Annotated in this window: 20 protein-coding genes and 3 pseudogenes; 6 read left to right on the top strand and 17 right to left on the bottom strand. The window is 44.0% G+C overall.

What is annotated here, in order from left to right; all coding sequences use genetic code 11:
• Positions 1 to 21: 21 nt before the first annotated feature.
• Positions 22 to 1,569 (bottom strand): cardiolipin synthase, encoded by a 1,548-nt coding sequence (cls, locus tag NQZ91_00435; protein UUM57885.1) that lies wholly within the window; start codon positions 1,567 to 1,569, stop codon positions 22 to 24.
• Between the two features lie 172 nt (positions 1,570 to 1,741).
• On the opposite strand from cls, the pseudogene NQZ91_00430 reads away from it, so the two are divergent.
• Positions 1,742 to 2,339, top strand: a pseudogene (locus NQZ91_00430) (IS3 family transposase).
• Positions 2,340 to 2,351: 12 nt separating this feature from the next.
• Here the strand turns inward: NQZ91_00430 and NQZ91_00425 are convergent.
• The 6 genes from NQZ91_00425 to cdaA form a co-directional block, all read right to left on the bottom strand.
• A complete protein-coding gene (locus NQZ91_00425; protein ID UUM57884.1) occupies positions 2,352 to 2,753 on the bottom strand; it encodes a DUF4825 domain-containing protein in 402 nt (133 codons plus the stop codon).
• Positions 2,754 to 2,845: 92 nt separating this feature from the next.
• The gene (locus tag NQZ91_00420; protein ID UUM57883.1) at positions 2,846 to 3,619 is read right to left on the bottom strand and encodes a class I SAM-dependent methyltransferase; all 774 of its coding nucleotides are present in this window, start codon (positions 3,617 to 3,619) and stop codon (positions 2,846 to 2,848) included.
• 102 nt (positions 3,620 to 3,721) lie between these two features.
• Positions 3,722 to 5,266 (bottom strand): ATP-binding cassette domain-containing protein, encoded by a 1,545-nt coding sequence (locus tag NQZ91_00415; GenBank protein ID UUM57882.1) that lies wholly within the window; start codon positions 5,264 to 5,266, stop codon positions 3,722 to 3,724.
• 134 nt (positions 5,267 to 5,400) lie between these two features.
• A complete protein-coding gene (glmM, locus tag NQZ91_00410; GenBank protein UUM57881.1) occupies positions 5,401 to 6,750 on the bottom strand; it encodes a phosphoglucosamine mutase in 1,350 nt (449 codons plus the stop codon).
• 28 nt (positions 6,751 to 6,778) lie between these two features.
• Positions 6,779 to 7,492: a CdaR family protein gene (locus tag NQZ91_00405; protein UUM58786.1), complete on the bottom strand. Its 714-nt coding sequence runs from the start codon at positions 7,490 to 7,492 to the stop codon at positions 6,779 to 6,781.
• Positions 7,492 to 8,334: a diadenylate cyclase CdaA gene (gene cdaA / locus NQZ91_00400; GenBank protein UUM57880.1), complete on the bottom strand. Its 843-nt coding sequence runs from the start codon at positions 8,332 to 8,334 to the stop codon at positions 7,492 to 7,494. Before cdaA ends, NQZ91_00405 begins: the two co-directional genes overlap by 1 nt.
• Before the next feature lie 157 nt (positions 8,335 to 8,491).
• Here cdaA and NQZ91_00395 point away from each other — a divergent pair, with 157 nt between their 5' ends.
• Together NQZ91_00395 and NQZ91_00390 are read left to right on the top strand one after the other, a co-directional pair.
• Positions 8,492 to 9,835 (top strand): Mur ligase family protein, encoded by a 1,344-nt coding sequence (locus NQZ91_00395; GenBank protein UUM57879.1) that lies wholly within the window; start codon positions 8,492 to 8,494, stop codon positions 9,833 to 9,835.
• On the top strand, positions 9,835 to 10,620 hold the full coding sequence (locus NQZ91_00390; protein UUM57878.1) for a type 1 glutamine amidotransferase: 786 nt from the start codon (positions 9,835 to 9,837) through the stop codon (positions 10,618 to 10,620). Before NQZ91_00395 ends, NQZ91_00390 begins: the two co-directional genes overlap by 1 nt.
• Positions 10,621 to 10,659: 39 nt before the next feature.
• Here the strand turns inward: NQZ91_00390 and NQZ91_00385 are convergent, their stop codons facing one another.
• From NQZ91_00385 to NQZ91_00375, 3 genes are all read right to left on the bottom strand, one after another.
• Positions 10,660 to 11,487: a methyltransferase domain-containing protein gene (locus NQZ91_00385; protein ID UUM57877.1), complete on the bottom strand. Its 828-nt coding sequence runs from the start codon at positions 11,485 to 11,487 to the stop codon at positions 10,660 to 10,662.
• 1 nt (position 11,488) lies between these two features.
• Complete coding sequence (locus tag NQZ91_00380) at positions 11,489 to 11,965, bottom strand: DUF3955 domain-containing protein (GenBank protein UUM57876.1); 477 nt, start codon at positions 11,963 to 11,965, stop codon at positions 11,489 to 11,491.
• A 323-nt stretch (positions 11,966 to 12,288) separates the two neighbouring features.
• The gene (locus NQZ91_00375; GenBank protein ID UUM57875.1) at positions 12,289 to 14,187 is read right to left on the bottom strand and encodes an ABC-F family ATP-binding cassette domain-containing protein; all 1,899 of its coding nucleotides are present in this window, start codon (positions 14,185 to 14,187) and stop codon (positions 12,289 to 12,291) included.
• Positions 14,188 to 14,491: 304 nt separating this feature from the next.
• Here NQZ91_00375 and NQZ91_00370 point away from each other — a divergent pair.
• Positions 14,492 to 15,241: pseudogene (locus tag NQZ91_00370) on the top strand (IS3 family transposase).
• A gap of 12 nt (positions 15,242 to 15,253) precedes the next feature.
• Here NQZ91_00370 and NQZ91_00365 read toward each other — a convergent pair.
• The 5 genes from NQZ91_00365 to NQZ91_00345 all read right to left on the bottom strand — a co-directional run bounded on the left by NQZ91_00365 (position 15,254) and on the right by NQZ91_00345 (position 19,364).
• A complete protein-coding gene (locus tag NQZ91_00365) occupies positions 15,254 to 15,616 on the bottom strand; it encodes a glycosyltransferase family 2 protein (protein ID UUM57874.1) in 363 nt (120 codons plus the stop codon).
• Positions 15,617 to 15,711: 95 nt separating this feature from the next.
• Positions 15,712 to 16,068 carry a hypothetical protein gene (locus tag NQZ91_00360; protein UUM57873.1) on the bottom strand — a complete coding sequence of 119 codons (357 nt, stop codon included), beginning with the start codon at positions 16,066 to 16,068 and terminating at the stop codon, positions 15,712 to 15,714.
• A 12-nt stretch (positions 16,069 to 16,080) separates the two neighbouring features.
• Positions 16,081 to 16,800, bottom strand: a complete 720-nt coding sequence (locus tag NQZ91_00355; GenBank protein UUM57872.1) for a M57 family metalloprotease — start codon at positions 16,798 to 16,800, stop codon at positions 16,081 to 16,083.
• 68 nt (positions 16,801 to 16,868) lie between these two features.
• Positions 16,869 to 17,645 (bottom strand): esterase family protein, encoded by a 777-nt coding sequence (locus NQZ91_00350; GenBank protein ID UUM57871.1) that lies wholly within the window; start codon positions 17,643 to 17,645, stop codon positions 16,869 to 16,871.
• 57 nt (positions 17,646 to 17,702) lie between these two features.
• A complete protein-coding gene (locus NQZ91_00345; GenBank protein ID UUM57870.1) occupies positions 17,703 to 19,364 on the bottom strand; it encodes a ribonuclease J in 1,662 nt (553 codons plus the stop codon).
• Positions 19,365 to 19,652: 288 nt separating this feature from the next.
• Here NQZ91_00345 and NQZ91_00340 point away from each other — a divergent pair, with 288 nt between their 5' ends.
• Complete coding sequence (locus tag NQZ91_00340) at positions 19,653 to 20,816, top strand: IS30 family transposase (protein ID UUM57869.1); 1,164 nt, start codon at positions 19,653 to 19,655, stop codon at positions 20,814 to 20,816.
• 283 nt (positions 20,817 to 21,099) lie between these two features.
• Here the strand turns inward: NQZ91_00340 and NQZ91_00335 are convergent.
• Positions 21,100 to 21,532 (bottom strand): annotated as a pseudogene (locus NQZ91_00335) (prolyl-tRNA synthetase associated domain-containing protein).
• A gap of 152 nt (positions 21,533 to 21,684) precedes the next feature.
• Positions 21,685 to 24,375 carry an SEC10/PgrA surface exclusion domain-containing protein gene (locus tag NQZ91_00330; protein UUM57868.1) on the bottom strand — a complete coding sequence of 897 codons (2,691 nt, stop codon included), beginning with the start codon at positions 24,373 to 24,375 and terminating at the stop codon, positions 21,685 to 21,687.
• Between the two features lie 338 nt (positions 24,376 to 24,713).
• Here NQZ91_00330 and NQZ91_00325 point away from each other — a divergent pair, with 338 nt between their 5' ends.
• On the top strand, positions 24,714 to 25,529 hold the full coding sequence (locus NQZ91_00325) for a Cof-type HAD-IIB family hydrolase (protein UUM57867.1): 816 nt from the start codon (positions 24,714 to 24,716) through the stop codon (positions 25,527 to 25,529).
• Positions 25,530 to 25,536: the final 7 nt, after the last annotated feature.

Here is a 25,536-nt window from a genome sequence, read left to right as displayed (position 1 = left end):
ACAGGGAAAATCTGTCGTTTTCTATAATAAGGGGGCAATAATGCGCATAATGGCTCCGGCCAGTCGTTTGTTCCACGAATAGGTTTTGATAAAGGGCAGGAGCTTGATTTGCTGGGATTTCTTGAAGGACTGGTCAAAGTCTTCCTTGATTGCTGCTAGAACACCTGAATGGTTGTAGATATAAAGACCACACTCGAAGTTTAGATAGAAAGAACGGAAATCCATGTTGACCGTCCCCACCGTTGCCTTTTTGTCATCCACAAGGACCACCTTGGAATGGACAAAACCTGGCTGGTATTCGTAAATTTCGATGCCTGATTCTAGGTAGGTCGGAAAATCTGTCCGAGCAGCCAACATGGCTGATTTTTTATCATAGATATGAGGCAGGAGTAACTTGACCTTGACGCCGCGTTTGGCCGCGTAGGTTAGATTGTCAATCATCTCGTCATCCAAGACCAGGTAGGGCGTCATGATGTAAATGTAATCTGTCGCAGACTGAATCATGTCCAGATAGACACGTTTGGCCACCTCATCTCCATCAAAGGGATTTTCTCCGTAGGGCAGGAAGAAACCTTCGCCATCAATGGTCTCTGTCTCCAAGTCCTTGTGGGATTTGAGGTACTTGAGGTCCTCAGTCTCCCCTTTTTCGTCATAGTTCCACATCTGCAGGAACATGAGGGTAAAGTTGGCAACCGCCTCCCCCCTAATCATGATAGCAGCATCCTTCCAGTAGCCAAACCGAACGATTTTATTGATATATTCGTCCGCAATATTGACCCCACCTGTAAAGGCGACTGCTCCGTCAATGATGGCAATTTTGCGGTGGTCGCGGTTGTTTTGAATAGTGGAAAGGGCCGGGATAATCTGTGAGAATACCTTGGCCTTGATTCCAAAGGTCCGCAGCTGCTTATAGTAGGAATAGGGCAGATTGGTCAGAGAATTGGTCCCGTCGTACATAAAGCGCACTTCCACTCCCTGCTCTACTTTTTCCTTCAAAACAGCCAGAATAGAGTCCCACATATAGCCCTGGTCCACAATGAAGTATTCCATAAAAATGTAGTTTTCTGCCTTTTTCAATTCCTCCAAAAGAGCTTCAAACTTGGCCTCTCCACTGGAAAAATACACCGCATCCGTATTAGTATGCAGGGCATAACCGACATGGTCACTCATATAGTTGGCTAGCTTGAGCTGCTCCTTATCCTCCTTGGCCAGTGCCTTCATGACCTTGTCAGAAGTGCTGGAGAATTCGCGCAAGCGCTCAGCCTGTTTATAGAAATTCTTCCGATAACGCTTCGTTTCAATATTGGATTGGAGAATGAAATAAAAGAGGGCTCCAAAAATGGGAATGCCACTGACAAATATAATCCAGGTCAGCTTAAACCTAGTATTCATTGGACGATTGATAATGGAAATGGCCACCAGAACAGAAAAAATCTGCATAATGGACCAAAATGCCGGCATATAATTGGTCGCCTCAACCACAAACCAAAAAATCAGAAAGACCGTCAGAGCAAGCAGGCTAATGACAATAAAAGTCCTCGAATAAATAATCTTCCACAGTTTTTCCATAGTCGTCTCCTAAATCTTTATACCAGTATATCACAAATCCCCTAGATTGAAAATACGAAGGGAAAAGAAGGACTGACTTACCCAGCCTGATTGGGCACGTTTTTCATACCTACCGCTGGGTTGGTATGGCTACACGAAATATGACAATCGTCAAAATAATCAGAATATATAACGGATTCGTCGCTTGATGCATATTCTAGGTCTACGTTCCATTATCAGAAGAGCCAAGGGCTATTGTACCAAGACTAGCTTTGTCAATGTAGAGGACAACATTCTCAATCGTAATTGTACAGCTACTGCTCCAAATCAGAAATGGTGTACAGATGTGACTTTCTTGAAGCACGGTTTCAGCTGTAAAGCCTATTTGAGTGCTATTAAGGACCTTTACGACGGCTCAATTGTCGCTTATGTAATGATAACGAATTGGTGTTAGAGACGCTTCGTAAAGCACGGAAAGCTAACCCTGATGCGACCCCATTGATTCACAGCGACCGAGGTTCGTAGTATACTTCGAAAGATTATTACCGTTTAACTACCCAGTATCAGATGTCCCGCTCCATGTCTCGTGTTGGTAAGTGTATTGACAATGCACCAATTGAGAGTTTCTTCGGGCACTTTAAGACGGAGTGCTATGATTTGAAGAAATATAAGACTTTTTAGGAGCTAGTTTCAGATATTGATGCCTACATCTATTTTTACAATCATCAACATTTCAAGAGCGCAACAACGGCCTTGCCCCTCTTGAACTGAGGAACAAGGCCGTCGCCTAATCTTTTATTATTTCATTGTCCACTTGACAGGGAGCTGTTCAAATCTCTAGTATAAGAAATAATTTCTTCTTCGGTGTCCGCGTCCACAAAGGTTAACCGATCAAGGTTGGCGATTAACTCAAAAATCGAATCACGATTCTTCTCCAATGCTTGCTCAGCAGAAGCAGAAGAGTTTGAAACCTTTAGGAAAACACGCAATCCATAAGGTTTTTCATCAGACTGAATCTCTATATGGTCATACTGATAAGCCGTTGGATAATCTTGCAAACTGGCAATTTTAACTACCTTGTTATTGTCACCGACATACTCTGTTCGATAGTCTTCAATCGATTCGCCACTATCTTTAGCCGTGGACTGGCAAGCTGATAAGCTGAAGATAGATAAGCCAGCTACTAGAAAAACAAATAATCGCATTCCTCTCATGTGACGCTCCTCTGTTTTTTGTTATATAGATATATTTTATAAAAAATTCCAAAGAAAGCAAGACCTAACCCCAATAACTATTGCTACTTTACAGATAAATTAGCCAGATAATCTGTGCCAAATTGGGACAGGCGATTGCGGCTGTCTTTGGATTCATAAAAATCAATCATGGCAAAACCAGCTCGCAATTGTCCAGCAATTTGTTCTTCTAAGGTATGGCTAAATTCATAGCCATATTCTGGATTAATCGTGATTTGTCCTGCTTCTTCTAATTTCCGTGAATTGAAAGGCAGGCAATATTTAGGAACCAAGGTCTTTTCTGGACAATCCCAAACATCGTCCCCGTCAAATATGTAAATCCAAGGGTTCATGTAACCCACCATGAGCAGCCCACCTTTTTTCAAAACCCGATAAGATTCCCGCCACATATTTTCCAGGTCTTCGATATAAACATTTGAAACCGGGCAAAAAATGATGTCAAAAGTCTCATTCTCAAAAGGAAAAGGCTGCGTCATATCTGCCTGCACCGTCTGCAAGTTCAGATTTTCCCGATCCGCAACCAAGCGATCCTTGTCCAGCTGTTCCTTGGAAAAATCCATAATGGTCGTTTGGTAACCGTGAGCCACAAAGATTGGTCCCTGTTGCCCGCCACCGCATGCTAGTCCCAGCAATTTCTTACCTTGGGCTTTTTCAAACCAGTCAAGTGGAACGGTCTTTCCAACCGTCAAAGAAACGGATAAAGGCTTATCTTTGTCAACAAGAAATTCCTCATGACTGAGCGGAACTGTATAGGTATTTCCCTGTCTAGCTGAAACCCGATTCCAACGTTCTTGATTGTAGTTTACATAGTCTGTCATTCTTACTTCCTCTGAAGAGTTCTAATCAGTGTGACCTCGTTTCTTTATACTTATATTATAGTATAAAGAAAGAGAAAAAGCTATCGTTCGATAGCTTTTGGTCTACGTCAAGTCGTTAAAATCCCAGACATCATCAACCCAGCCTTCATAGAAATCAGGCTCATGGCAGACCATGAGAATTGATCCCTTGTAGGCTTGAAGGGCACGTTTGAGTTCGTCCTTGGCATCCACATCCAAGTGGTTGGTTGGCTCGTCGAGAACCAAGACATTGTTTTCACGGTTCATGAGCAAACAGAAGCGAACCTTTGCCTGCTCACCACCTGAAAGGACTTGAATCTGACTTTCGATATGCTTGGAAGTCAGACCGCAACGGGCCAAAGCTGCTCGCACTTCTGCCTGGTTAAGGGCTGGAAAGGCATCCCAAACGGCTTCCAGCGGGGTCTGACGATTGCCACCAGCCACTTCCTGCTCGAAATAACCCACTTCCAGGTACTCGCCGCGATCGACTGAGCCGCCCAGAGGCTGGATAACACCCAACAAGCTCTTGAGCAGGGTCGATTTCCCGATACCATTGGCACCGACAATAGCAATTTTCTGATTGCGCTCGAAGGTTAGATTAAGCGGCTTGCGGGTCAAGACACGGTCGTAACCAATTTCCAAATCAGTCGTTTGGAAGATAAAGCGACTTGGTGTCCGAGCCATTTTGAAATCAAAGGATGGCTTTGGTTTTTCCGCTTGGAGTTCAATAATCTCCATCTTATCCAACTTCTTCTGGCGGGACATGGCCATGTTTCGTGTCGCAACGCGGGCCTTGTTACGGTTAACGAAGTCCTGCAAGTCCGCGATTTCCTTCTGCTGGCGCTCATAGGCTGCCTCCAACTGAGCCCGCTTCATAGCATGTACTTCTTGGAACTGGTAATAATCCCCTGTGTAACGGGTTAAGAGCTGATTTTCCACATGGTAGACAATGTTAATCACATCATTCAAGAAAGGAATGTCATGCGAAATCAAGACAAAGGCATTTTCATAGTTCTGCAAGTAACGTTTGAGCCAGTCGATGTGTTCAGCATCCAGGTAGTTGGTTGGTTCATCTAAGAGCAAGATATCTGGCTTTTCCAGAAGGAGTTTAGCCAAGAGGATCTTGGTCCGTTGACCACCAGATAGCTCTGTCACATCCTTGTCCATGCCATAGTCCATGACACCAAGGGCACGCGCTACTTCGTCAATTTTGGCATCAAGCGTATAGAAATCACGGCTTTCCAAACGATCCTGCAGTTCGCCAACCTCTTCCATGAGGGCATCCATATCGGCACCCTCTTCTGCCATCGACATGTATATATCATTGATACGCGCTTCTGTCTTGAAAAGTTCATCGAATGCTGTCCGTAAGACATCACGAACAGATTGACCTTTTTCTAGTTTAGCATGCTGGTCCAAATAGCCAGCTGTTACATAGCGGGACCATTCTACCTTTCCTTCATCTGGCTGCAATTGACCTGTCACGATGGACATGAAAGTCGATTTCCCTTCACCATTGGCACCGACAAGACCGATATGCTCCCCTTTTAAGAGACGGAAGGAGACATTTTCAAAAATCGCGCGGTCACCAAACCCATGACTTAAATTCTTTACTTCTAAAATACTCATAATTTCCTCACAACATCAAAGAACTGGAGTAACAAACCCCAGTTTTTACTTTTATTTTCACTGTCTTTAGAGTAGCCTACTCAATCTTCTATATCTAGACAATATAATCATCTCAAAGAATTGTTGATTTCTGTTTAAATTCCAATCTCAGCACGGACCACATCTGCAATGGTATCTACATAGTAGTCCACTTCTGCATCCGTTGGCGCTTCTGCCATGACACGCAAGAGGGGCTCAGTACCACTTGGGCGAACCAAGATACGACCGTTGCCAGCCATTTCTGCTTCCATTTTTTCAATGATAGCTGCAATAGCAGGCACTTCCATTGCCTTGTCCTTCATGCTGTTTTCCACACGGATATTGACCAATTTTTGCGGGTAAATGGTGACTTCTGTGGCCAATTCTGACAATTTCTTACCAGTTTCATTCATGATTTTGGTCAATTGCACAGCGGTCAACTGACCATCACCTGTAGTGTTATAATCCATGAGAATGACGTGGCCAGACTGCTCACCGCCGACATTGTAGGCACCTTTGCGCATTTCTTCGACAACATAACGGTCGCCGACTGCGGTCACAGCTTTTTCAATTCCCTCACGGTCCAAAGCCTTATGGAAACCAAGGTTAGACATAACAGTTGTGACAATGGTATTTTTAGCAAGTAGACCCTTGTCTGCTAGGTACTTACCTACGATATACATGATACGGTCACCGTCAACCAAGTCACCATTTTCATCTACAGCAATCAAGCGGTCACTGTCACCGTCAAAGGCCAGACCGATTTGGCTTCCTGTTTCCTTAACTAATTCTTGTAGCTGCTCAGGATGGGTTGAGCCAACACCCTCGTTGATATTCAATCCGTCTGGATGTTCTGCCATAACTGTCAATTCAGCACCCAGATCTGCAAAAACTTGGCGGGCACTGGTTGCAGCTGCACCATTGGATGTATCCAAAGCAACTTTCATCCCTTCCAATTCCAAGCCTGTTGACACCAGGAATTGCTGGTATTTACGCAAGCCTTCTGGATAATCTACCACATCACCCAAACCTTGGGCAGACGGGCGCGGAAGTGTGTCCTCTTCAGCATCCAAGAGTGCTTCAACTTCTGCTTCCAAGGCATCGTCCAATTTGAAACCGTCACCCGCAAAGAACTTAATTCCGTTATCTTGAGCAGGGTTGTGGCTGGCAGAAATCATGACACCAGCGCTAGCTTTTTCCGTGCGAACCAAATAAGCCACACCTGGAGTTGCCAAAACGCCTAACTTATATACATGAATGCCAACTGAGAGAAGGCCGGCAACCAAAGCCGCCTCCAACATCTGTCCAGAAATACGCGTATCACGCGCCACAAAGACACGTGGCGTATCCGTTTCGTGTTGACTGAGAACATAGCCACCAAAACGACCCAACTTGAAAGCCAATTCTGGCGTCAATTCTACGTTTGCTTCACCACGGACACCGTCCGTACCAAAATATTTACCCATTTTTCAATTTCCTCAATATGTATTTGATTTATTTCGTTTCTTTTACAGTTACTTGAATATTTGTCGTTCGTTCTGACAGAACAACCGGCAATACATTGCCGTCGGCGTCAACAGCCTGAATGGTTGCCTTACCACTGTAGTCCTTGTCAAGCTCTGCCAAGTCCATGACCACTGCTTCTATGTGATCGATTTGTGCCAAGGTATCGGCGTCAGACGTGACCTTAACCGAGTCTAGGGTCACAGACACCTTGTCTATAGCATAACCTGTTTTGAGCTGATTGCTATAAACCTTTCCTTCAACTGTATAACTCCGGCTAACCTTGTAGCCAATTTTCACCTTCATCTCAGCCGGAGAAAGAGTGGCATTCAAACCAGAAGGCAGGTTGGTCACCTGCAGCTCTACCGCCCGTTGACCAATCTCAAGATTATTTAAATCTGCTGTTACATGGAAGGTCCTGGTCAGTGGATCAGATTCCCGTTGCAAAATAACCCGGTCTGAGCCAGTCAACTCTACAGTCACACTAGGCGAAAAGCCTGAAATAAAATATTTATCACTGTCATAGCTAATATCAATCGGCACATTGGCTAGTGTATAAGTGTAGGTTTCCGACTCTTTCTGCGTTGTTGCACTAGTAGCGACTAAATTATTCTTATAATTGGTCGTGGTAGCATAGAAGAAGAGCAACAAAGACAGGAGAATAGACAGGACCAAATGTCCAATCTGCTTATATTTTTCGTGCATCATCGTCCACCTAACCTCCTCAACCAAGATTTTTTGGCCGCAACTGTCGGCACAAATAGGTCACGCAATTCCTGCTCAAATTCTTCCAGGCTCAGATTATGCCTGAAAATACCATTATGGGCCGTCGAGATGCCGCCTGTTTCCTCTGAAACCACGAAAACAAAGGCATCAGAAGCCTCTGAAAGGCCGATAGCAGCCCTGTGTCGCGTACCAAATTCTTTTGAAATACCCGCACTTTCCGTCAATGGCAAGTAGGCACATGCCACAGCTACCTTTTCGTCTTTAATAATGACAGCACCGTCATGCAGAGGGGTATTGGGAATAAAGATATTGATGAGCAATTCCCGCGAAACATCCGCATCCAGAGGAATGCCTGTTGACTTGTACTCTTGCAAGGTCTGGGCCCTCTCGACAGCTACCAGGGCTCCGATTTTTCGAGGAGACATGTAGGCAACTGCCTGGACATAGGCCTGAACCAGGCTTTCTTCTGTGCTAAGATTGGCAGAAGAAAACAGCTGGGTGGTTCGACCCAATTTTTCCAATACTGAACGCAATTCCGGAGCAAAAATGATAACCGCTGCGATTACCCCATAGGTGATAACCTGGTTCATGAGCCAAGAAATAGTCTGAAGCCCAAGCAAGCTTGCAACAAGCTGGGCGACAATGAACAGGAATACCCCTCGAATAAGGGTCATAATCTTGGTCCCTGCGATCGCCTTGCTAAAATTATAAATCAAATAGAGAACGATACTAATATCGATGAGATGCAAGGCTGCCGTCCAAGGACTGGCTATCAAACTTGACCAATACCCAACATCAAATAATTGGTTTAAGTTTAACATGGATTCCTCAATACTTTCTTTCTTATTTTCTTTTTCAAATGGAAACTAGTATTTCTATTGTACCATATTTTTCCGTCTCTTCCCATGATTAGCTACGCCCTATTTCTGACTATTCTCCATTCTAGAAAATCCCGACACTTTGTGTTACAATAAATCCATGAAAATAAATACATTACTCGGCATTGCCGCAGGAAAAACCAGCCAGTTTGTCCTCAACAAACTGGGCCGAGGAACCACACTGCCAGGGAAAATTGCCCTCACATTCGATAAACATATTTTAGATAGTTTGGCTAAGGATTATGAAGTCGTTGTGATTACTGGAACCAATGGTAAAACTCTAACAACAGCCTTGACCGTAGGTATCCTTCAAGAAGCATTTGGAGAAATTACGACCAATACCAGTGGTGCCAATATGATTACAGGCATTACGGCAACATTTTTATCTGCCAAGAAAAACAAAAACGGTAAGAAGATTGCCGTCTTGGAAATCGACGAAGCCAGCCTGGCTCGTGTAACCGACTTTATCAAGCCGAGCTTAATTGTCTTCACTAATATTTTTCGAGATCAAATGGATCGCTATGGTGAGATTTATACCACCTACCAGATGATTTTGGACGGGGCTGCAAAAGCTCCGCAGGCAACCATTCTGGCCAATGGTGATAGTCCACTTTTTAACTCGACGAAAGTCGTCAATCCAGTGAAGTACTACGGTTTTGCGACAGAAGAGCATCAGCCTCGTCTAGCTCATTACAATACCGAGGGTGTTCTCTGTCCGCATTGTCACCAGATTATCCAGTACAAGCTCAATACCTACGCTAACTTGGGCAGCTACATCTGTAGCAACTGTGGATTTAGCCGACCTGAACTGGACTACAAGTTGACCGAATTGAAAGAAATCACCAATACTTCTTCTACTTTTGCTATTGATGGTCAGGATTATAAGATTAACATCGGCGGACTATATAATATCTACAATGCCCTAGCTGCTGTCAGCGTAGCAGAGTTTTTCGGTGTGACTCCTGAGAAAATCAAGGCAGGATTTGACAAATCCAAGGCAGTCTTTGGTCGCCAAGAAACCTTTAAGTTGGGCGATAAGGATTGTACCTTGGTCCTCATTAAAAACCCAGTTGGTGCTACTCAGGCTATTGAAATGATGAAATTGGCTCCTTACGATTTTAGCCTGTCCGTCCTTCTCAATGCCAACTACGCTGACGGTATTGATACCAGCTGGATTTGGGATGCTGACTTTGAACAGATTACCCAAATGGACATTCCTCAAGTCTTTGCAGGCGGTGTTCGTTCATCTGAAATCGCCCGTCGCCTCCGTGTGACTGGCTATCCTGAAGACCAGATTACTGAAACGCCGAAACTGGAAGATATTATGACCTTGATTGAGCAGTCGAGCAGTCAGCAGGCCTATATCCTCGCAACCTATACGGCTATGCTGGAATTCCGTGACTTGCTGGCTCAACGCCAAGCCGTTGGAAAGGAGATGAAATAATGGTCTATACGTCATTAAAAAGTCCTGAAAAAGACTATCACTACGATCTCCACATCGCCCATCTTTACGGTGATTTGATGAACACCTACGGTGACAATGGCAATATCCTCATGCTCAAGTATGTGGCTGAGAAGCTGGGGGCTCGTGTTCAGGTGGACATCGTTTCCCTGACAGATGAATTTGACAAGAATTTCTACGACATCGCATTTTTCGGTGGCGGTCAGGACTATGAACAATCCATTCTTGCTAAGGATTTACCGACTAAAAAAGACAGCCTAGCAGACTTTATCGAAAACGACGGTGTCATGCTGGCTATCTGCGGTGGCTTCCAGTTGCTCGGTCAATATTATATTGAAGCTGGTGGCCGCAAGATTGACGGTCTAGGTATCATGGGCCACTACACCCTCAACCAGACCAACAACCGTTACATCGGTGACATCAAAATTCACAATGAGGAGTTCAACGAAACCTACTATGGCTTTGAAAACCACCAAGGCCGTACCTTCCTAGCTGACAACCAAAAACCGCTGGGCAAGGTTGTCTATGGCAATGGCAACAATAAGGAAGACGGTGGCGAAGGCCTGCACTATAAAAACACCTTCGGAAGCTACTTCCACGGTCCAATCTTATCCCGCAATGCCAACTTAGCTTACCGCTTAGTCACTACTGCCCTCCGTAAAAAATACGGACAAGACACCTCCCTTGCCAGCTACGCTGACATCCTCAGCAAAGAAGTCGCTGAAGAATACGGCGATGTAAAAAGCAAGGCAGAATTTGAGAAATAAAGCAAAACCGCTTCTGATATCCAGAGGCGGTTTCAATTTTTATATAGTTCCAATCAAGAGCACTCCCTCAATCGTAATCTCGGTCAGCTGGCTCAAATCCAACTTGGACTGGTCCACTTGGAAAAAGAGGGGCGTCATGTCTGCCAAGACTTGGGCATGTTCTAGGCTAATCGGCAAGGTCCGACTGATCAGCACTTGCTCCACCTGTCCCATGTATGACTTGAAATGGTCTACGATATCTTGGTTGTCATAGGATTCCTTGCGGAGTTGGTCTTTAGCTAAATGGCGGAGCTCCTTGAGATGATTTGGCCCTGGAACCAGCTTGAGAATAGCCCCACCAGCTTTCAGCACTCTGGCAAATTCCTGATAATTAGCTGGGGAGAAGATGTCCAAGATACCGTCAATGGTCTTATCTTGAATAGGTAACTTGGTCAAGTCACCGACAAACCATTTGACCGACTTGGTCCTGTCAGATTTGGCTGCCAAGAGAATGGAGTCCTTGGAAATATCAAAAGCAAGAATGTCCAAGTCCATTTTCTCGGCTAACTTACGGGAATAAAAGCCCTCCCCACAACCGATGTCTAGGACAGAACATAACCCCAGCTCTGCTATTTTCCCCTCCAAAGCCGCATAGAGATGATCGTAATAGCCCGCCTCTAAAAAAGCCTGGCGGTTTTCAAAGCTAGACTTGTGGTAGTTGGCGGACTGCTTGACCTGGGGTGCCAGGTTGACATAGCCCTGCTTGGCAATGTCAAAAGTGTGGCGGTTGGGGCAGCGAAGGCTGCTCTGGTCAAGACCAAGAGCCTGCCCACAATGTGGACAGGCGAAAAATTGGTCGCTATTGGCAAAACGTTGGTGTTTGGTCATCTTATTTGTATTCTTTTCTAAAGCGGTGCAGGGCTAGTCCTGATAGGAGCGTGGCAATGGCTCCTGTAAAGACCAGCAAGTAGCCGACTGGAATGAGATAAAAATTTTCATGCAGAATGCCCTTGGCATCGACATATTCGACTGAGTTTGCTTTGATGACAAAGCAGACGAAGCCGAGAAGCATGAGAAAACTACCAATAACGGTAATGGTCAGGTGCATCTGGGTACGGCGGCCTTCGCGACCGTCTTTTACAAGTTTTTCTGTCATGTTGTTCATGTCAGTTCCTCCTAAGATAAGTTGATCTAAGGAGATCGAAAAGACCGAGGACATGAGAATCAAGAGCTCCAAGTCAGGTAGGTTTTTATCATTTTCCCAGTTGGAAACGGCCTGCCTGGTCACATTGAGTTTGAGGGCAAACTGCTCCTGAGTCAATCCTTCCTTCTTACGTAAGTCTTTGATTTGCTGTCCAAAGTTCATTTCTTTCTCCTTTCAGGGAGCGGGACAGAACTCGAAAAATGAAAAAGAGTTCGTCGTCCCGCCCCCGCACAGTTGATTAGGCCAGATTTGAAGTGTGCAACACGAACAAATCTGCCAATCAACCACTGCGCTGAGATGTTGACACCACCTTCGAGAAGTGATGCTAATCTCTATACTTATCTTAGCTTATCGGTCGAAATTTGCCAAGAAAGGCTGACTTGCTCTGGACTTTTTTAGCGAAAGGTGGTCTTGCTAACTCCGCAAGACTGGCTTGCAATCCTGTTCTATCAAGGGTTTGAGCCTCTTGTCAACTTGCTGTCAACCTAGCTCATCTGCTCGGATAATGCTTCCCATTCTTCCATGAGGTTTTCTTGTTGGGCAGTCAATTGGTCGATTTCTTTCTGGTAATCGGTCAGCTGTCCGATGTCATTAGTTTCTAGCATGGCTTGGTTGAGCTCACTCAGGCGGTTTTCGATGGTCTCGATTTCTGCCTCGATTTGCTCGATGCGTCGGGCCAGTTTGCGTTGCTCTTTTTGGTTTTCCTTTTGGGCTTGGTAGTCCATGGATCCGGCTGATTGGCTGGTACCTTCTAGCTGGTCAGGCTGGGCTTCTACTTCCAGCTCTGCCTTTTTCTCCAAATAATAGTCATAGTCGCCCAAGTAGAGCGTGGAGCCAGTTTCCGAGATTTCCAGCACCTTGGTGGCGACGCGGTTGATGAAATAGCGGTCGTGGCTGACAAAGAGCAGGGTGCCGTCAAAGTCTATGAGGGCATTTTCCAGGACCTCCTTGCTGTCGATGTCCAGATGGTTGGTCGGCTCGTCCAGGATGAGGAAGTTGTTGTTTTCCATGGACAGCTTGGCCAGGAGCAGGCGGGCTTTTTCCCCACCAGACAGCATGGACACGGACTTTTTGACATCGTCACCTGAGAAGAGGAAGGCTCCAAGGCGGTTGCGGATTTCCACTTCAGGTGTGGTCGGAAAGGCGGACCAGAGCTCCTCCAAAACGGTGTTGGAAGGCGTCAGGGCAGACTGGGTCTGGTCGTAATAGCCCACTTCCACATTGGCACCTAGCTTGGCTTCCCCTTTGATAAATGGCAGAGCTCCGATGATAGATTTGAGTAGGGTAGTTTTTCCGATTCCATTCGGACCGACAATGGCAATGGCATCTAGTTTCCGTTGGTCAATGGAAATAGGCTGGGAAAGAATGATTCCATCGTAGCCCACCGCAGCATGTTCCACTGTCAAGACGATATTTCCTGAAGTCTTGTTCGACTGGAAGGTCATGTTGGCAGACTTCTGACCAGTTGTTGGCTTGTCCAGTCGCTCCATCTTTTCCAACTGCTTGCGTCTAGCCTGGGCACGCTTGGTGGTCGAAGCACGGACAATATTTTTCTGGACAAAGTCTTCTAACTTGGCAATTTCCTTCTGTTGCTTTTCATAGTTTTGCAATTCCGTCTGTAACTTCTGCTCCTTCAGCTCGACAAATTGAGAATAATTTCCCACATAGCGATCCAAGGAATGCTTGGTCAAATCCAGTGTCAGAGTCGCTACCTTGTCCAAGAAATAGCGGTCATGGCTAACGATAATCAAGGCTCCCTTGTAGTGGACCAGATAGTTTTCCAACCAGGCAATGGTTTCAATGTCCAGGTGGTTGGTCGGCTCATCCAGCACCAATAACTCTGGGCTTTCAAGCAGCATTTTTGCCAGAGCAAGACGAGTATTCTGCCCCCCAGAGAGTTCGGAGATTTTCATGTCCCACATGGTCTGGTCAAACTTAAAACCATTCAAAATAGCACGGATGTCTGCCTCATAACTAAAGCCACCTGCCAGACGAAATTCCTCTGACAGACTATCGTAGGTTTTCATCAGTTGGTCTAGGTCGCTACCAGATAGGCTGCCCATCTGCTCTTCCATAGACCGCAGGCGTTTCTCCGTCATCCGCAGATCATCAAATACATGGAGCATTTCATCGTAAATGGTATTTTCTGACTCAAAACGGCTGTCCTGTGCCAGGTAAGAAAGGGACAAATCACGCTTGGTTGAAATATCTCCGCTAGTCGCTGCTTCTTCTCCAACAAGGATTTTGAGCAGAGTAGACTTGCCTGCCCCATTTTTTCCGACAAGGGCAATCCGATCCCGCTCGTCCACTTGAATGTTGATATTGTTAAATAAAACTTCGCCCGCAAAAGAGCGTTCAATCTTGTTTCCGTTCAATATAATCATACTCAATATTTTACCATAAAACACTCAAAAACTCCCCCACAGAAAAAGTAGAGGAGTTCCAATAAAAGGGAAGTTCACCATACTTCTATGAACTAATGTCTAGAAATAAGTCTTAAGAAACATTATTCTAGCGACAGTGAATCTTCACCAGTAATAGAACGGACTAACCGTAGTAAATAACTCCAATCAACCTTAAACTGATTAAATCGACTCCTCTGACTATAAACTTGTTTCAACTGATTTTGTATAGAAGATAAAAAACTTAGCGGAACTGTTTCATATACACTTAAATATAGACAAGCTCCAAACAACTTCTGAACAGGAAAATTTAGGCTTGATGAATGTCATCAAGGAACTTCATAGCCAGCATAATGGTATTCTTTGTTATCGTCGTATGACTCGATTTGTCAATCGCAAGCTTGGAACAAGCTACAACAAGAAACGGATTCGACACTTGATGCACATTCTAGGTCTACGTTCCATTATCAGAAGAGCCAAGGGGTATTGTACCAAGACTAGCTTTGTCAATGTAGAGGACAACATTCTCAATCGTAATTTTACAGCTACTGCTCCAAATCAGAAATGGTCTACAGATGTGACTTTCTTGAAGTACGGTCTCGATTGTAAGGCCTACTTGAGTGCTATTAAGGATCTTTATGACGGCTCAATTGTCGCCTATGTGGTTGGTCAGTTTAATGATAACGAACTGGTGTTAGAAACACTTCGTAAAGCCCGAAAAGCTAATCCTGATGCGACACCATTGATTCACAGCGATCGAGGTTCGCAATACACCTCGAAAGATTATTACCGCCTAACGACCCAGTATCAGATGACCCGCTATATGTCTCGTGTTGGTAAGGTGTATTGACAATGCACCAATTGAGAGTTTCTTTGGGCACTTTAAGACGGAGTGCTATAATTTGAAGAAATATAAGACTTTTGAGGAGCTAGTTTTAGATATTGATGCCAACATCTATTTTACAATCATCAACGTTTTCAAGAGCGCAACAACGGCCTTGCCCCTCTTGAAATGAGGAACAAGGCCGTCGCCTAATCTTTTATTATTTCATTGTCCACTTGACAGGGAGCTATTCATACAATCCCTGTGTTTTTCCAAATAATCAATCTGAATTGCAAAACGATCTGGGTGAGCGATATTATACGAATCCATACGGGCAATAAATTCAGTTTTAATCTTACTCAAAGCTAGATTCTTACTAGTAGAAATACCTAGATTTTTATAAATTTTTATCAAATATATCCTAGGGTCCCGATAAAACTTTATGATGTCTGCAGCCTTATCCTCACTGCCATCATCAACAATAAGGAACTTAAAATCTTGGTAGCTTTGACAGAGGATACTATCTATTGCTTCCTTAACAATAGTCTCCCTATTATAGACTGGCATAATTACAGTTAGCTTTGCCATTATTTCTCCAAAATATTTCCCAACTTAATTAATAGTAACATTATTTTTACAACTATAGTAGCAAAAAATCCAGCTCTGGACTGGATTGGATTTCATCAATTCACAAAGCCTTGCAAGAGTTCCCAATGTTGCCAGACAAGGTATAGCCCGCCTCCGATAATGATAAGCAAAATTAGGAATTTTATCAAGCCTTTGACAAAGCGAACGATAAGCATCAAAATCATGGACACAAACAACCAGCCCCAGGCCGATGAATTGAGTAGATTATCCATACCAGTCAGGCTTGAGCCTGCCATTGCTCGCAAGGGAGCTGGAATTTTCTCTAGCCAGTCGGTGGTCAGACCAAGCTGGCGGACAATGGCTGAGCTGGTTGACTGCAGCCAGACAAAGATACCAGCATTGTAAAGCAAGAGAAAAGCTTGTTCGGGATAACGCTTAATGAACTTAATCAAAATAAATCCTTTCTAGTTGTTTGCATAAAGCTGAATGACCGCATCCACATCTTCCTGCTGAATGCCTGTATAGGACCCTGCAGACTCCATGACAGAAGCTCTGCCATCTTCATGGCCTAAGCCAAGGGCATGCCCCAGCTCATGCTCAGCTGTGTGCAGGATTCGATCAAATTCATAACCATATTGGGGATTTAAAAGATAGTAACGATTGAGTCTCACCGTCACACTGGTATAAAAATTGGTCAGAAGATTGGTCGTCGAATTGGCCTCCCCAGCAGCCTGGGTAGTACTATCATTGACATCTGTCGCAATAATATCTGCTGCCTCCGGGCTATCGACCAACTCAAACGTAAAGGCACCTGTCTGGTTCCAATTGGCAATGGCCTGCACGTAGGCCTGGCGTAAAATTGGCTCCTGGCTCTCAATATATACCGTAGCACGATTGCTTTCCCACCGTCCATGGTCGCCTGTGTTGACAGTATCCGTAGCCAGATGCTTGATAGTATCGACACCCTCTTGTAGCTTGACTGGAGACTGTCCTTTGACAATCAGCTCCGCCTCCTGCAGAACCCTATCCAAGGTTTGGTAGGCATTTTCCCTCTGAAAAACAAAGAGCAAAGCCAGGGCCAGAGCTGTGATTAAAACAGTCGACCAGATAAAATTCCAAATCAAACTGACCAACCAAGTAAGAATTCTTAGGAAAAATCCAAGGACACTTTTTATTAGTTTCATAGACTATACCTCTTTCTGGAGATGGTCAACAGTATAGCAAATAAAGCTAAAATTTACCTTAAAGCAGCTTAGGATAGTCTTTCCTCCAACTCAAAGTCAATCGGCAGCCATTGGAGGACGTACTCAATTTGCTGGTTCCAATAGTGCCACTCGTGCTTACCAGGTCCCTTACTAGCCTCGATGTCCAAGCCCATCTTTTTCAAATCAGCAATAGCCTTCTCATGACCTGCAAAAAGAAAATCTTCCTCTCCACACCAAGCGTAAAACTTGGTTTTCTTATCTGACTGCTTGGCAATCTCTGTCAAATTATTTGGATTCTTAGCATTATGAATGTCTCCGAACACACCCGTCCAGTAGGCTAGATTTCCCAAATCAGCCGTCCCTTCATTGTCAAAATCAAAGGCCAGGGCACCAGAAAGCGAGGCCGCGTATGAAAAACGGTTGGTAGACAGGGCAATCTTGAAGGCACCATATCCGCCCATGGACAGACCAGCAATGAAGTTTTTCTCCCGCTTGTCGGACATATTTGGAAAGAACCGCTTGAGAACCTGCGGCAGTTCAATGGCAATGGCATCGTAATAATTCATGCCGTAGGTCGTATTAGTGTACCAGCCCTTGTCCGTATTAACCATGACAACGATGAGATTGGTATAGCGTACCAATCGTTCTATGGTCGAGCGATTGAGCCAGGAATCCTGATTGCCACCCATCCCATGCAAGAGGTAGAGGACTGGGATATCCTTATCATCAGGATTAGGTATACGATTGCGGTCTGGATAAATGACATTAACCTGCCGTGACATATCCAAGGCCTCCGAATGATATTCAATTTTCATAATAGCCATCTGCTTTCTCCTATTCTAAAGAGCCAGTTTGGGCTGGCTCTCATCACTTATTTTCTCTTATTTTACTTCCATAATCACCGGCAAAATAGCTGGGCGACGTTTGGTTTGGTCAAAGAGGAATTTTGCCAGGTCATCGCGGACAGTTGCCTTCAGTTCTGACCAGTCAAAGCTATCCTTGGTGAAATAGTTTTCCACGCTGGCATTGACCAAATCAGATGCCTCACGCAGGATGTCCTTGCTCTTCTTCACATAGACAAAGCCACGGGTATTGACCCTCGCCTTAGAAATAATGCGTTTCTCACGGCGATTGACCGTCAGAGCCACGATGAAAATACCGTCCTCTGATAGGATTTTACGGTCACGGAGGACCACATTTCCCACATCTCCCATGGCATTACCATCAATCATAATATCCCCTGCTGGAACGGCCCCACTGTGGACAAAATCACCATCCTCATAGGCCATAACATCACCACGTTTGACGATGATAATATTTTCTGGATACATGCCAATTTCCAGCGCAGCCTTGGCGTGGGCGTTGAGTTGGCGATACTCACCTTGAATCGGGAAGAGATACTTGGGTTTCATGATATTGAGCATGAGCTGCAAATCACGCGCATTGCCGTGACCAGACACATGCAGGTTCTTGGCCACAGACTTGACGGTGCCCCCCGCCTTATAAATCATGTTTTCCACACGGGCTACAACCGCTTCCTTAGAAATACTTGGCGTCGTTACGATATAGACCAAATCGCCGTCCTTGATCTCAACATAGCGGTGACGTCCGATTGACATTTTGCGTAAACCATTGAGGGGCTCACCCATACGACCAGTTTCAAGAATAATCAGCTCATGGTCCTCATACTTGTTCATGTCCTTAGGCTTGACCAAGAGACGCTCGCTGACCAACTTCAATTTTTTCAGGGAAATAGCTGTGCGGACAATATTTTCCACGTCATGACCAGTCAGAACGACACGACGACCTGTCCTATCAGCTGCATCGAAAATTTGCTGGATACGGGTAATATTGCTGGCCACTGCTGCTACAATGATACGACCTTCCCAGTCGGAAATGGTATTGTAAATTTCATTGGCCACCTCTTTCATGCTGGCCACCTGAACCTTACTATCCGCATTGGCAGAGTCAGAAAGTAGGGCCAAGACACCCTCGTTACCAATCTCAGCCAAGCGACCAAAATCCGTCTGGTAGAGCTTATCAGCTGCCTGGTCAAACTTGAAATCACCAGTATAGACGATATTGCCCTGGTCAGTCTTGATGACCACACCCAAACTCTCAGGAATGGAGTGGGTTGTCTGGAAGAAGGATACAACCGCATCACCAAAATCAATCTCCGTATCTGCATCGATGACATGGAAATCATTGAATTTTTTGGTAGAATTATTGTTTTTAACAATCAATTTTGCCAATTCCACCGTTAAGTGTGAACCGAAAACCGGTACCTTCACTTTTTCCAGCAGGTAAGGCAGGGCACCAATGGCATCCGCATGCCCGTGGGACAAGAAAACGCCAGCCACACGCTGTTTGTTTTCTTCCAAATAATCAAAGTTTGGCACGACCACGTCCACACCCAGCTGTTCATTTTCAGGATATTTGGCTCCGGCGTCCAATACAAAAATATGCTCATTGACTTCAGCGATGTAGAGATTTTTTCCATTCTCACGTACACCACCGAGCGCCATGATTTTTATGCTACTCATCTTTTCTCCTTTGGGGCGATCATACCTGCCCAGTTTATTTTTTCATACCAACGGTCCTTGCCTCCTCACAGTTCAGACGCAAGTCGAATTACAGTTTGCTACACATGTAGCTGTCATTTCTATTATACAATTTTTCAGGAAAATTTACAAAAACTCTGCCGATTGTTGACAGAGCTTTATTATCCGCTAAATTCTCAAAGTAAGTTCTAGTCTGTCTTAAAAACTGGAAATTAGACTGAGACAAGGAAATAAGGTAGAACTTACTATGGGACAAGTTGGCAATCGACAATGAAAAACAAACACTTAACTCTCTCTGATCGCAACGATATTCAAATAGGAATTGAACAACTTAAGCCCTTCTCAGCTATAGCAGCTAAGTTAGGTAAAGATCCTTCTACAATCTCAAAAGAAGTTCGGAGAAATCGAGTGGTTAAAGAAAATTCTGTGACATCTAATTGTGATTCTTGCCCTCTACTCAAAAAGGCTCCCTACGTTTGTAATGCCTGTCCGAAAAAGAGAATCAATTGCGGATACCAGAAACAATTCTACTACGCAAAAAGAGCTCAGCTTGATTACGAAGCTAAGCTCTCAGACTCGAGAACAGGTGTTGCCCTAAACAAGGAAGAATTCTATCGTATGGACGAGATTGTCTCTGCAGCCATCCAAAAGGGACAACACCTCAACCATATCATCGCCTCAAACGAACTTTCGGCATCCAGAGCTTCTATCTACAGATACCTTGAAAAAGGCTATCTGTCCACAAAGCCCATTGATTTCCCCCGTGTCGTGAAATTCAGAAAGCGGAGAACCAGAAACCTACAACCCATTCCTAAAATTGCCAAAGAAGGACGGTCTTACGAGGACTTCCAACGCTTTCTCACAGAGAAAGGAATCAGCTATTGGCTGGAAATGGACACCGTTACTGGACGGATCGGCGGAAAGGTACTTCTCACCTTTAACCTCTCCTTCTGTAACTTTATCTTCGCTCGATTACTTGATAATAAAACAGCTAATGAGGTCGCTAAACATCTCTACGCTATCAAGAATGACCTACATCAGAAAGAGATGGACTTCTGCGAAATATTTCCTGTCATTCTGACTGATAATGGCGGTGAATTCGCCAGAGTGGACGACATCGAAATGGATGTGCGTGGAGAATCTAAGCTATTCTTCTGTGACCCCAATCGTTCTGACCAGAAAGGGAGAATTGAGAAGAATCACACACTTATCAGAGATATTCTTCCTAAAGGAAGTTCGTTTGACAACTTGACACAGGAGGACATCAACCTGGTTTGTTCGCATGTCAACAGCATCAAACGAGCTTCTTTCAACGGAAAATCCGCCTATGAACTCTTTACATTTACCTACGGTGAGGAATTGGCAACACTTTTGGGAATCTCTAAAATTGACCCTGAGAACGTCATTCAATCACCTCGATTATTGGATAAATAATCGCTAGTTTTTATTAAAAAATAATTTCAAAAATAGAAAGGAACTTGTCCCATCCAAAATTCCAGATAGCTAGAACTTACTTTGAGACGTCTCAGAGCCAGTAACTTTAGTGTACTCTTTTTTTCAACTTTTTCAACCCTAAAACTCACTATTATCAACATTTTTAGTCAAAAAAGAACTTAGTCTGAGACTAAATTCTGTTGATGTTATGCAGTTTTCTCAAAGTAACTTCTGGAAGGACGGGAACTAGAACTTACTTTGAGAATTTACCTGCTTTATTATCCTATGGCAGGTCGACGATATGGATATCAAAACCCAAACTTTCTACAAAAGCAAGAACATCCTGGGTTGCCACAAAAATTGTCTTGGTATTTATATTTGGATGAAATGTCAGAATCTTTTCCGTCAAGATTTCCCTATCAAAATAGACTTCAATATCTTTCTGGGGATTATTGAGCAAACCAAATATGGAACTTCCCCGCAGGCAACCGCATCTTTTCCCAGAGACTGTCGCTTGAAGCCATGCGAATGCGGTTGGCACCAACCATTTCCTTAAAAGCCTCCATGTCCAGCTGTTTCTGGTCGTCCATAATCAAGATATAAAAGGCCGTATTTTTCTTATTGGTCAAAAACATGGACTTGGCCCGCACACCTTCCATTCCCTCAATATAGTAATCAGCCTCATGGGTTGTCAGGGCAGTAGGATGCCCAACCATATCATAAGAAATTCCCAACTGCTTTAATTTTTAAACCAGTTCTTCATACATAAGGACACCTCTTTTTCTCTATGTTGATATTTTAGCAGAGAGTATATTTTAATTCAGTAATAAGAAAAAGAGAATCAAATCGATTCCCTTAATCATGAATATTAGATTTCATCGCGTTTCTTTTTTGCGAGTCCAAAAGTAAGTCCCATTGACATCATACCAACAACTGCCATGATATCTGAATTTACTGATGATGTTTTTGGCAATGTTTTTTCAGATTCTGACTTAGCAGAATTTGATTGGCTTGTGCCTTGAGCAGGAGCAACACCCGCACTCAAAGAAGTAAGGTTAACAGTTCCAGCTGAACCATTTGCACCCGCAGCACCGGCACCACCAGCAGCTGCAACTCCTGAATCTTGAGGAATATTTGAGCCTTCCGTTGGTGTGTTTCCTAGATTTGTAGGAGATACTAGAGTAGTAAGAATAGGAAGTTCACCTTCTGGCAATGCGTCAGCTGTAGGAGCTACCGCTGGTACAGCAACAATTGTTCCATCAGGAAGCTGGAAGATATTGTTCCCAGTTGCCAAGCGGTACAAGTTGAGCAGGCGAAGATACTCTTCTTTTGCTTCAACAGTCAGAGCAGTTTTATCCTTAAGAATATCATATTGTTCAACCAAGTCTGCTTTTTGCTTCAACAAGAGACCAGCCAAAATAGATTTCTGTGTCTCTAGTCGCTCTTTATCTGCAATCAAGGTTGTTGCATTTGCAACCAATTTCTCTGTCTCAGTAATTTTCTCTTTCAAGCCAGCAATTCTAGCATGAATTTTGACTAATTTGTCTTTGGCAGCCGTTTCAGCTTCTACTGCCTTGTCATAGTCTTCTTGAGCTTGAGCAACTTTTGCCACCTCTGCTTTTTGAGCCACAAGCGCTTTAGCAAGTGCTGTTTGAGCTTGTCCTTGTTTCGTTAGGAGTTGTTGGTTCTGTGCAGTAAGCGAAGCTAAATTCTTCTGAGCAACTGTCAACTGATACTGAGTCTGTTCAAGTGTAGCCTTCGCTGTTGCCAAGTTATCCTTAGTTGTTTGCAAACGATTTTTAGCCGTACGAAGTGTTTGATTTGCTGCAACAACAATAGGTGCAGATGCCAAGTTAGTACTTTTCAAGTTAGACAATTTTGTCTCGAGAGTTTTAATTTCTTCCTTGAGCTTGTTAATCGCATTTGTGTTGTCAACTGTTGTGCTAGTAGTACCTGTAATTGGCGTCTGACTAAAGTTTGAACTTACAATATTCGACGAAGGAATCATGTAAATTTGAGTCTGCGTAGCCTTGGTACTGCGGAATTGACTTGAGGCTACTCGAGATGTGGCACCAAGATAATAAGTATCATTGCCTGAATTTTGCAGGAGCGAAATCGTATGACCGAAGTTAGAACCTTCATCGTTAAAGAGCATATAAACCAATGAGTTGTAGAAGAGCCCTTTTAACTGATCGACTGTTGTAGCATGTCCAAAGTCCCCCAAGGACTCGTAGCCACGATTATCGGAAGATTTAAGACCACTTGCTGTTGCTGCGGAACCAATAGCTATGAAATCATGGTTAAGTGTACTTAAACCTTTGCTATTGTAAGCACTTGCAACACGCTTAGCAAAATCTTGGGCTGAACTTGTCACAGCAACTGATGCTAAACCCAGTTGTGTACGAACCCCATTCAATATCTCTGCTGTAAACTGTGCAATCTCATTTTGAACTTCCTTGGTAAGGTTAGCAGGGTCAATTGTACGAGTTTTATCTGCTGCAATTGATTGGTAGGTGTTCACACCGCTTCCGCCCCATTGAATACCATAAGTTCCTTGTTGACTGGCAACTACAATTTTTGATTTATTTTGATTTGCAACACTAGTGAAAGCTGTAGAGCCTGTATAACCAGCATTCTCAATTTGTTTAAGAGCAGGGTAGGCTGTGTTGATGTAAGAGCTTGGCAAGGTAATCTTATTGCTACCAACTACAGATTTAACCGTATTTGTTGTCGTCGTAGTTGTTGCTGGTGTATTTGCCAACTCCGTCTTCTTAGCTGACAATTTTGCATTGACTTGACTGATTTCTTTATCTAAGTCTTGCTTAGCAGTTGTTTGTGCTGAAGTCAGCGCCTTTTCAGCATTTGTAACAGCAGTTTCATTTACTTTGACAGCGTTCTCAAGGCTTGAAACTTGCTGAATCTGCTTTGCTTCAGTTGTTTTGAGATTGTCTACTGCTGTTTGAGCACTTTCAAGACCAACTTCAGCTAAGTCTGCTTTAACATCAGCAAGAGCTGTTTCAGCATCTGCCACTACTTGATTAGCTGCTACTTCGCCAGCTTTAGCTGTTGCCAAATCAGTTGCCTCAGTCGCCACAAGTGATTCTGCGGTTGCAATAGCTGTTTCAGCAGGAGCAATCGTTGCTTCCTCGCTAGCAATTTTTGATTCAGTTTGCTCGATAATCTGAGGAGCATTCTCAATAATCGTTTGAGCACTGTCAATTGCAGCAATCTCACTATCAATCTGGTCCAATTGTGCCTGAGTGCTGTCCATTTCCGCAGTTGCAGTTGCCACAACTTCTTCTTGGGCTACTTGCTCAGCTTCAGCTGCCTTATAAACGTCTTCAGCAGCGATAACCTCTTCCTCTGTTACTGGTGAAGCTGTTTCACTACTTGTAGAATCGGTAGTGGTTGTTGCATCTGTTGCTTCTGTAGTTAATACCTGATCAGCTACTGGCTCTGCCGGCACGACTACTTCACTAGCTTCTACTGCTTGTTGTCCTAGGACGGCCAATGTTGTTGCAGCAGCAAAACCTGCTGTTTTTGCAATCTTCTTCGTCATTCGTTTCTCCTACTTTCTTAGCATGAGTTTAATATAAAAACATATTACAGTTGAGTCATTATTATACTCGCTTTTCTATTCTAACCTTATTTGATAGCATTTGCAAGCTCCGACAGGTATGTTTCCCATTATTTTTATTTACTTTTTTAAGCTAACTTCATCAAGTCCTTTACCCGCTTGGATTTCTTCAAAACATTAAGTTTTTGTTACAGATTTGTCAAAAATATTTCTAGCAAAAATAGGGAATTTTTCCTGATTATTTTTTGGATTCTTCCACTATTGATTCCGACTTTTTTCAATTTATGCTATACTAATATCAGAACTATACGGAGGTGCCTATGATTAAACTAATCGCCCTTGATATGGACGGAACCCTGCTTAATGAGAAGAAGGAATTGACCCAGCCACAGATTGATACCATCCACCAGGCCGTTGCTGCTGGTGTGACCGTCGTACTCTGCACAGGTCGTCCCCTGGTCGGTGTCAAGCCTTTTGTGGAACAGCTGGGCTTTGACCAAGAAGACGAGTACATCATCGTCAACAACGGTTGCTCGACCCATTTGACCAAGGATTGGAGTCTGATCGACTGGGAGGAGCTGACTCAGACAGACTTGGACTACCTTGACACATTTACAAATACTGATGAGGTTCAACTCACACTCTTCGACGAAGACCATTTCTTTGTCGTTGCACAAAAAGCAAATGAAACCGTTGTTCATGATGCCAGCCTGGTCGGGATGACACCTATTTCCATCAACCTAGAAGAAGCAAAATCTGGCAAACACCGCTTCTTTGAAGCCATGTTTGTCGGTGAAAAAGAGGCCATTGATGCTTTTGAAAATGCCCACAATCCTGTCCTCAGCCAGAAATATTCGACCGTTCGCAGTCAAGAATACCTGCTAGAAATCCTGCCAAACGGTGCCAGCAAGGCCTCTGGGCTGAAAAAATTGGCTGACCGTCTAGGAATATTGCCTGAGGAAATCATGGCTGTTGGCGATGCCAATAATGACTTGGAAATGATTGCCTTTGCAGGACTGGGCATTGCCATGGGAAATGCGAATGAGCAAGTCAAGGCCATTGCCCAAGATATCACCGACAGCAATGAAAACAACGGTGTGGCCAAGGCCATTGAAAAACATATTTTGAACAAATAAGGAGATA

It is taken from the genome of Streptococcus suis, assembly GCA_024583055.1.
Classification (GTDB): domain Bacteria; phylum Bacillota; class Bacilli; order Lactobacillales; family Streptococcaceae; genus Streptococcus; species Streptococcus suis_V.
Note: the sequence above shows the minus strand (reverse complement) of the source record. Positions and strands in the feature narration are given on the sequence as shown.

Excerpts from the sequence above, each read along its gene's own strand:
- cls (UUM57885.1), bottom strand. The coding sequence starts at position 1,569 with ATGGAAAAACTGTGGAAGATTATTTATTCGAGGACTTTTATTGTCATT.
- NQZ91_00425 (UUM57884.1), bottom strand. The coding sequence starts at position 2,753 with ATGCGATTATTTGTTTTTCTAGTAGCTGGCTTATCTATCTTCAGCTTA.
- NQZ91_00420 (UUM57883.1), bottom strand. The coding sequence starts at position 3,619 with ATGACAGACTATGTAAACTACAATCAAGAACGTTGGAATCGGGTTTCA.
- NQZ91_00415 (UUM57882.1), bottom strand. The coding sequence starts at position 5,266 with ATGAGTATTTTAGAAGTAAAGAATTTAAGTCATGGGTTTGGTGACCGC.
- glmM (UUM57881.1), bottom strand. The coding sequence starts at position 6,750 with ATGGGTAAATATTTTGGTACGGACGGTGTCCGTGGTGAAGCAAACGTA.
- NQZ91_00405 (UUM58786.1), bottom strand. The coding sequence starts at position 7,492 with ATGCACGAAAAATATAAGCAGATTGGACATTTGGTCCTGTCTATTCTC.
- cdaA (UUM57880.1), bottom strand. The coding sequence starts at position 8,334 with ATGTTAAACTTAAACCAATTATTTGATGTTGGGTATTGGTCAAGTTTG.
- NQZ91_00395 (UUM57879.1), top strand. The coding sequence starts at position 8,492 with ATGAAAATAAATACATTACTCGGCATTGCCGCAGGAAAAACCAGCCAG.
- NQZ91_00390 (UUM57878.1), top strand. The coding sequence starts at position 9,835 with ATGGTCTATACGTCATTAAAAAGTCCTGAAAAAGACTATCACTACGAT.
- NQZ91_00385 (UUM57877.1), bottom strand. The coding sequence starts at position 11,487 with ATGACCAAACACCAACGTTTTGCCAATAGCGACCAATTTTTCGCCTGT.
- NQZ91_00380 (UUM57876.1), bottom strand. The coding sequence starts at position 11,965 with ATGAACTTTGGACAGCAAATCAAAGACTTACGTAAGAAGGAAGGATTG.
- NQZ91_00375 (UUM57875.1), bottom strand. The coding sequence starts at position 14,187 with ATGATTATATTGAACGGAAACAAGATTGAACGCTCTTTTGCGGGCGAA.
- NQZ91_00365 (UUM57874.1), bottom strand. The coding sequence starts at position 15,616 with ATGGCAAAGCTAACTGTAATTATGCCAGTCTATAATAGGGAGACTATT.
- NQZ91_00355 (UUM57872.1), bottom strand. The coding sequence starts at position 16,800 with ATGAAACTAATAAAAAGTGTCCTTGGATTTTTCCTAAGAATTCTTACT.
- NQZ91_00350 (UUM57871.1), bottom strand. The coding sequence starts at position 17,645 with ATGGCTATTATGAAAATTGAATATCATTCGGAGGCCTTGGATATGTCA.
- NQZ91_00345 (UUM57870.1), bottom strand. The coding sequence starts at position 19,364 with ATGAGTAGCATAAAAATCATGGCGCTCGGTGGTGTACGTGAGAATGGA.
- NQZ91_00340 (UUM57869.1), top strand. The coding sequence starts at position 19,653 with ATGAAAAACAAACACTTAACTCTCTCTGATCGCAACGATATTCAAATA.
- NQZ91_00330 (UUM57868.1), bottom strand. The coding sequence starts at position 24,375 with ATGACGAAGAAGATTGCAAAAACAGCAGGTTTTGCTGCTGCAACAACA.
- NQZ91_00325 (UUM57867.1), top strand. The coding sequence starts at position 24,714 with ATGATTAAACTAATCGCCCTTGATATGGACGGAACCCTGCTTAATGAG.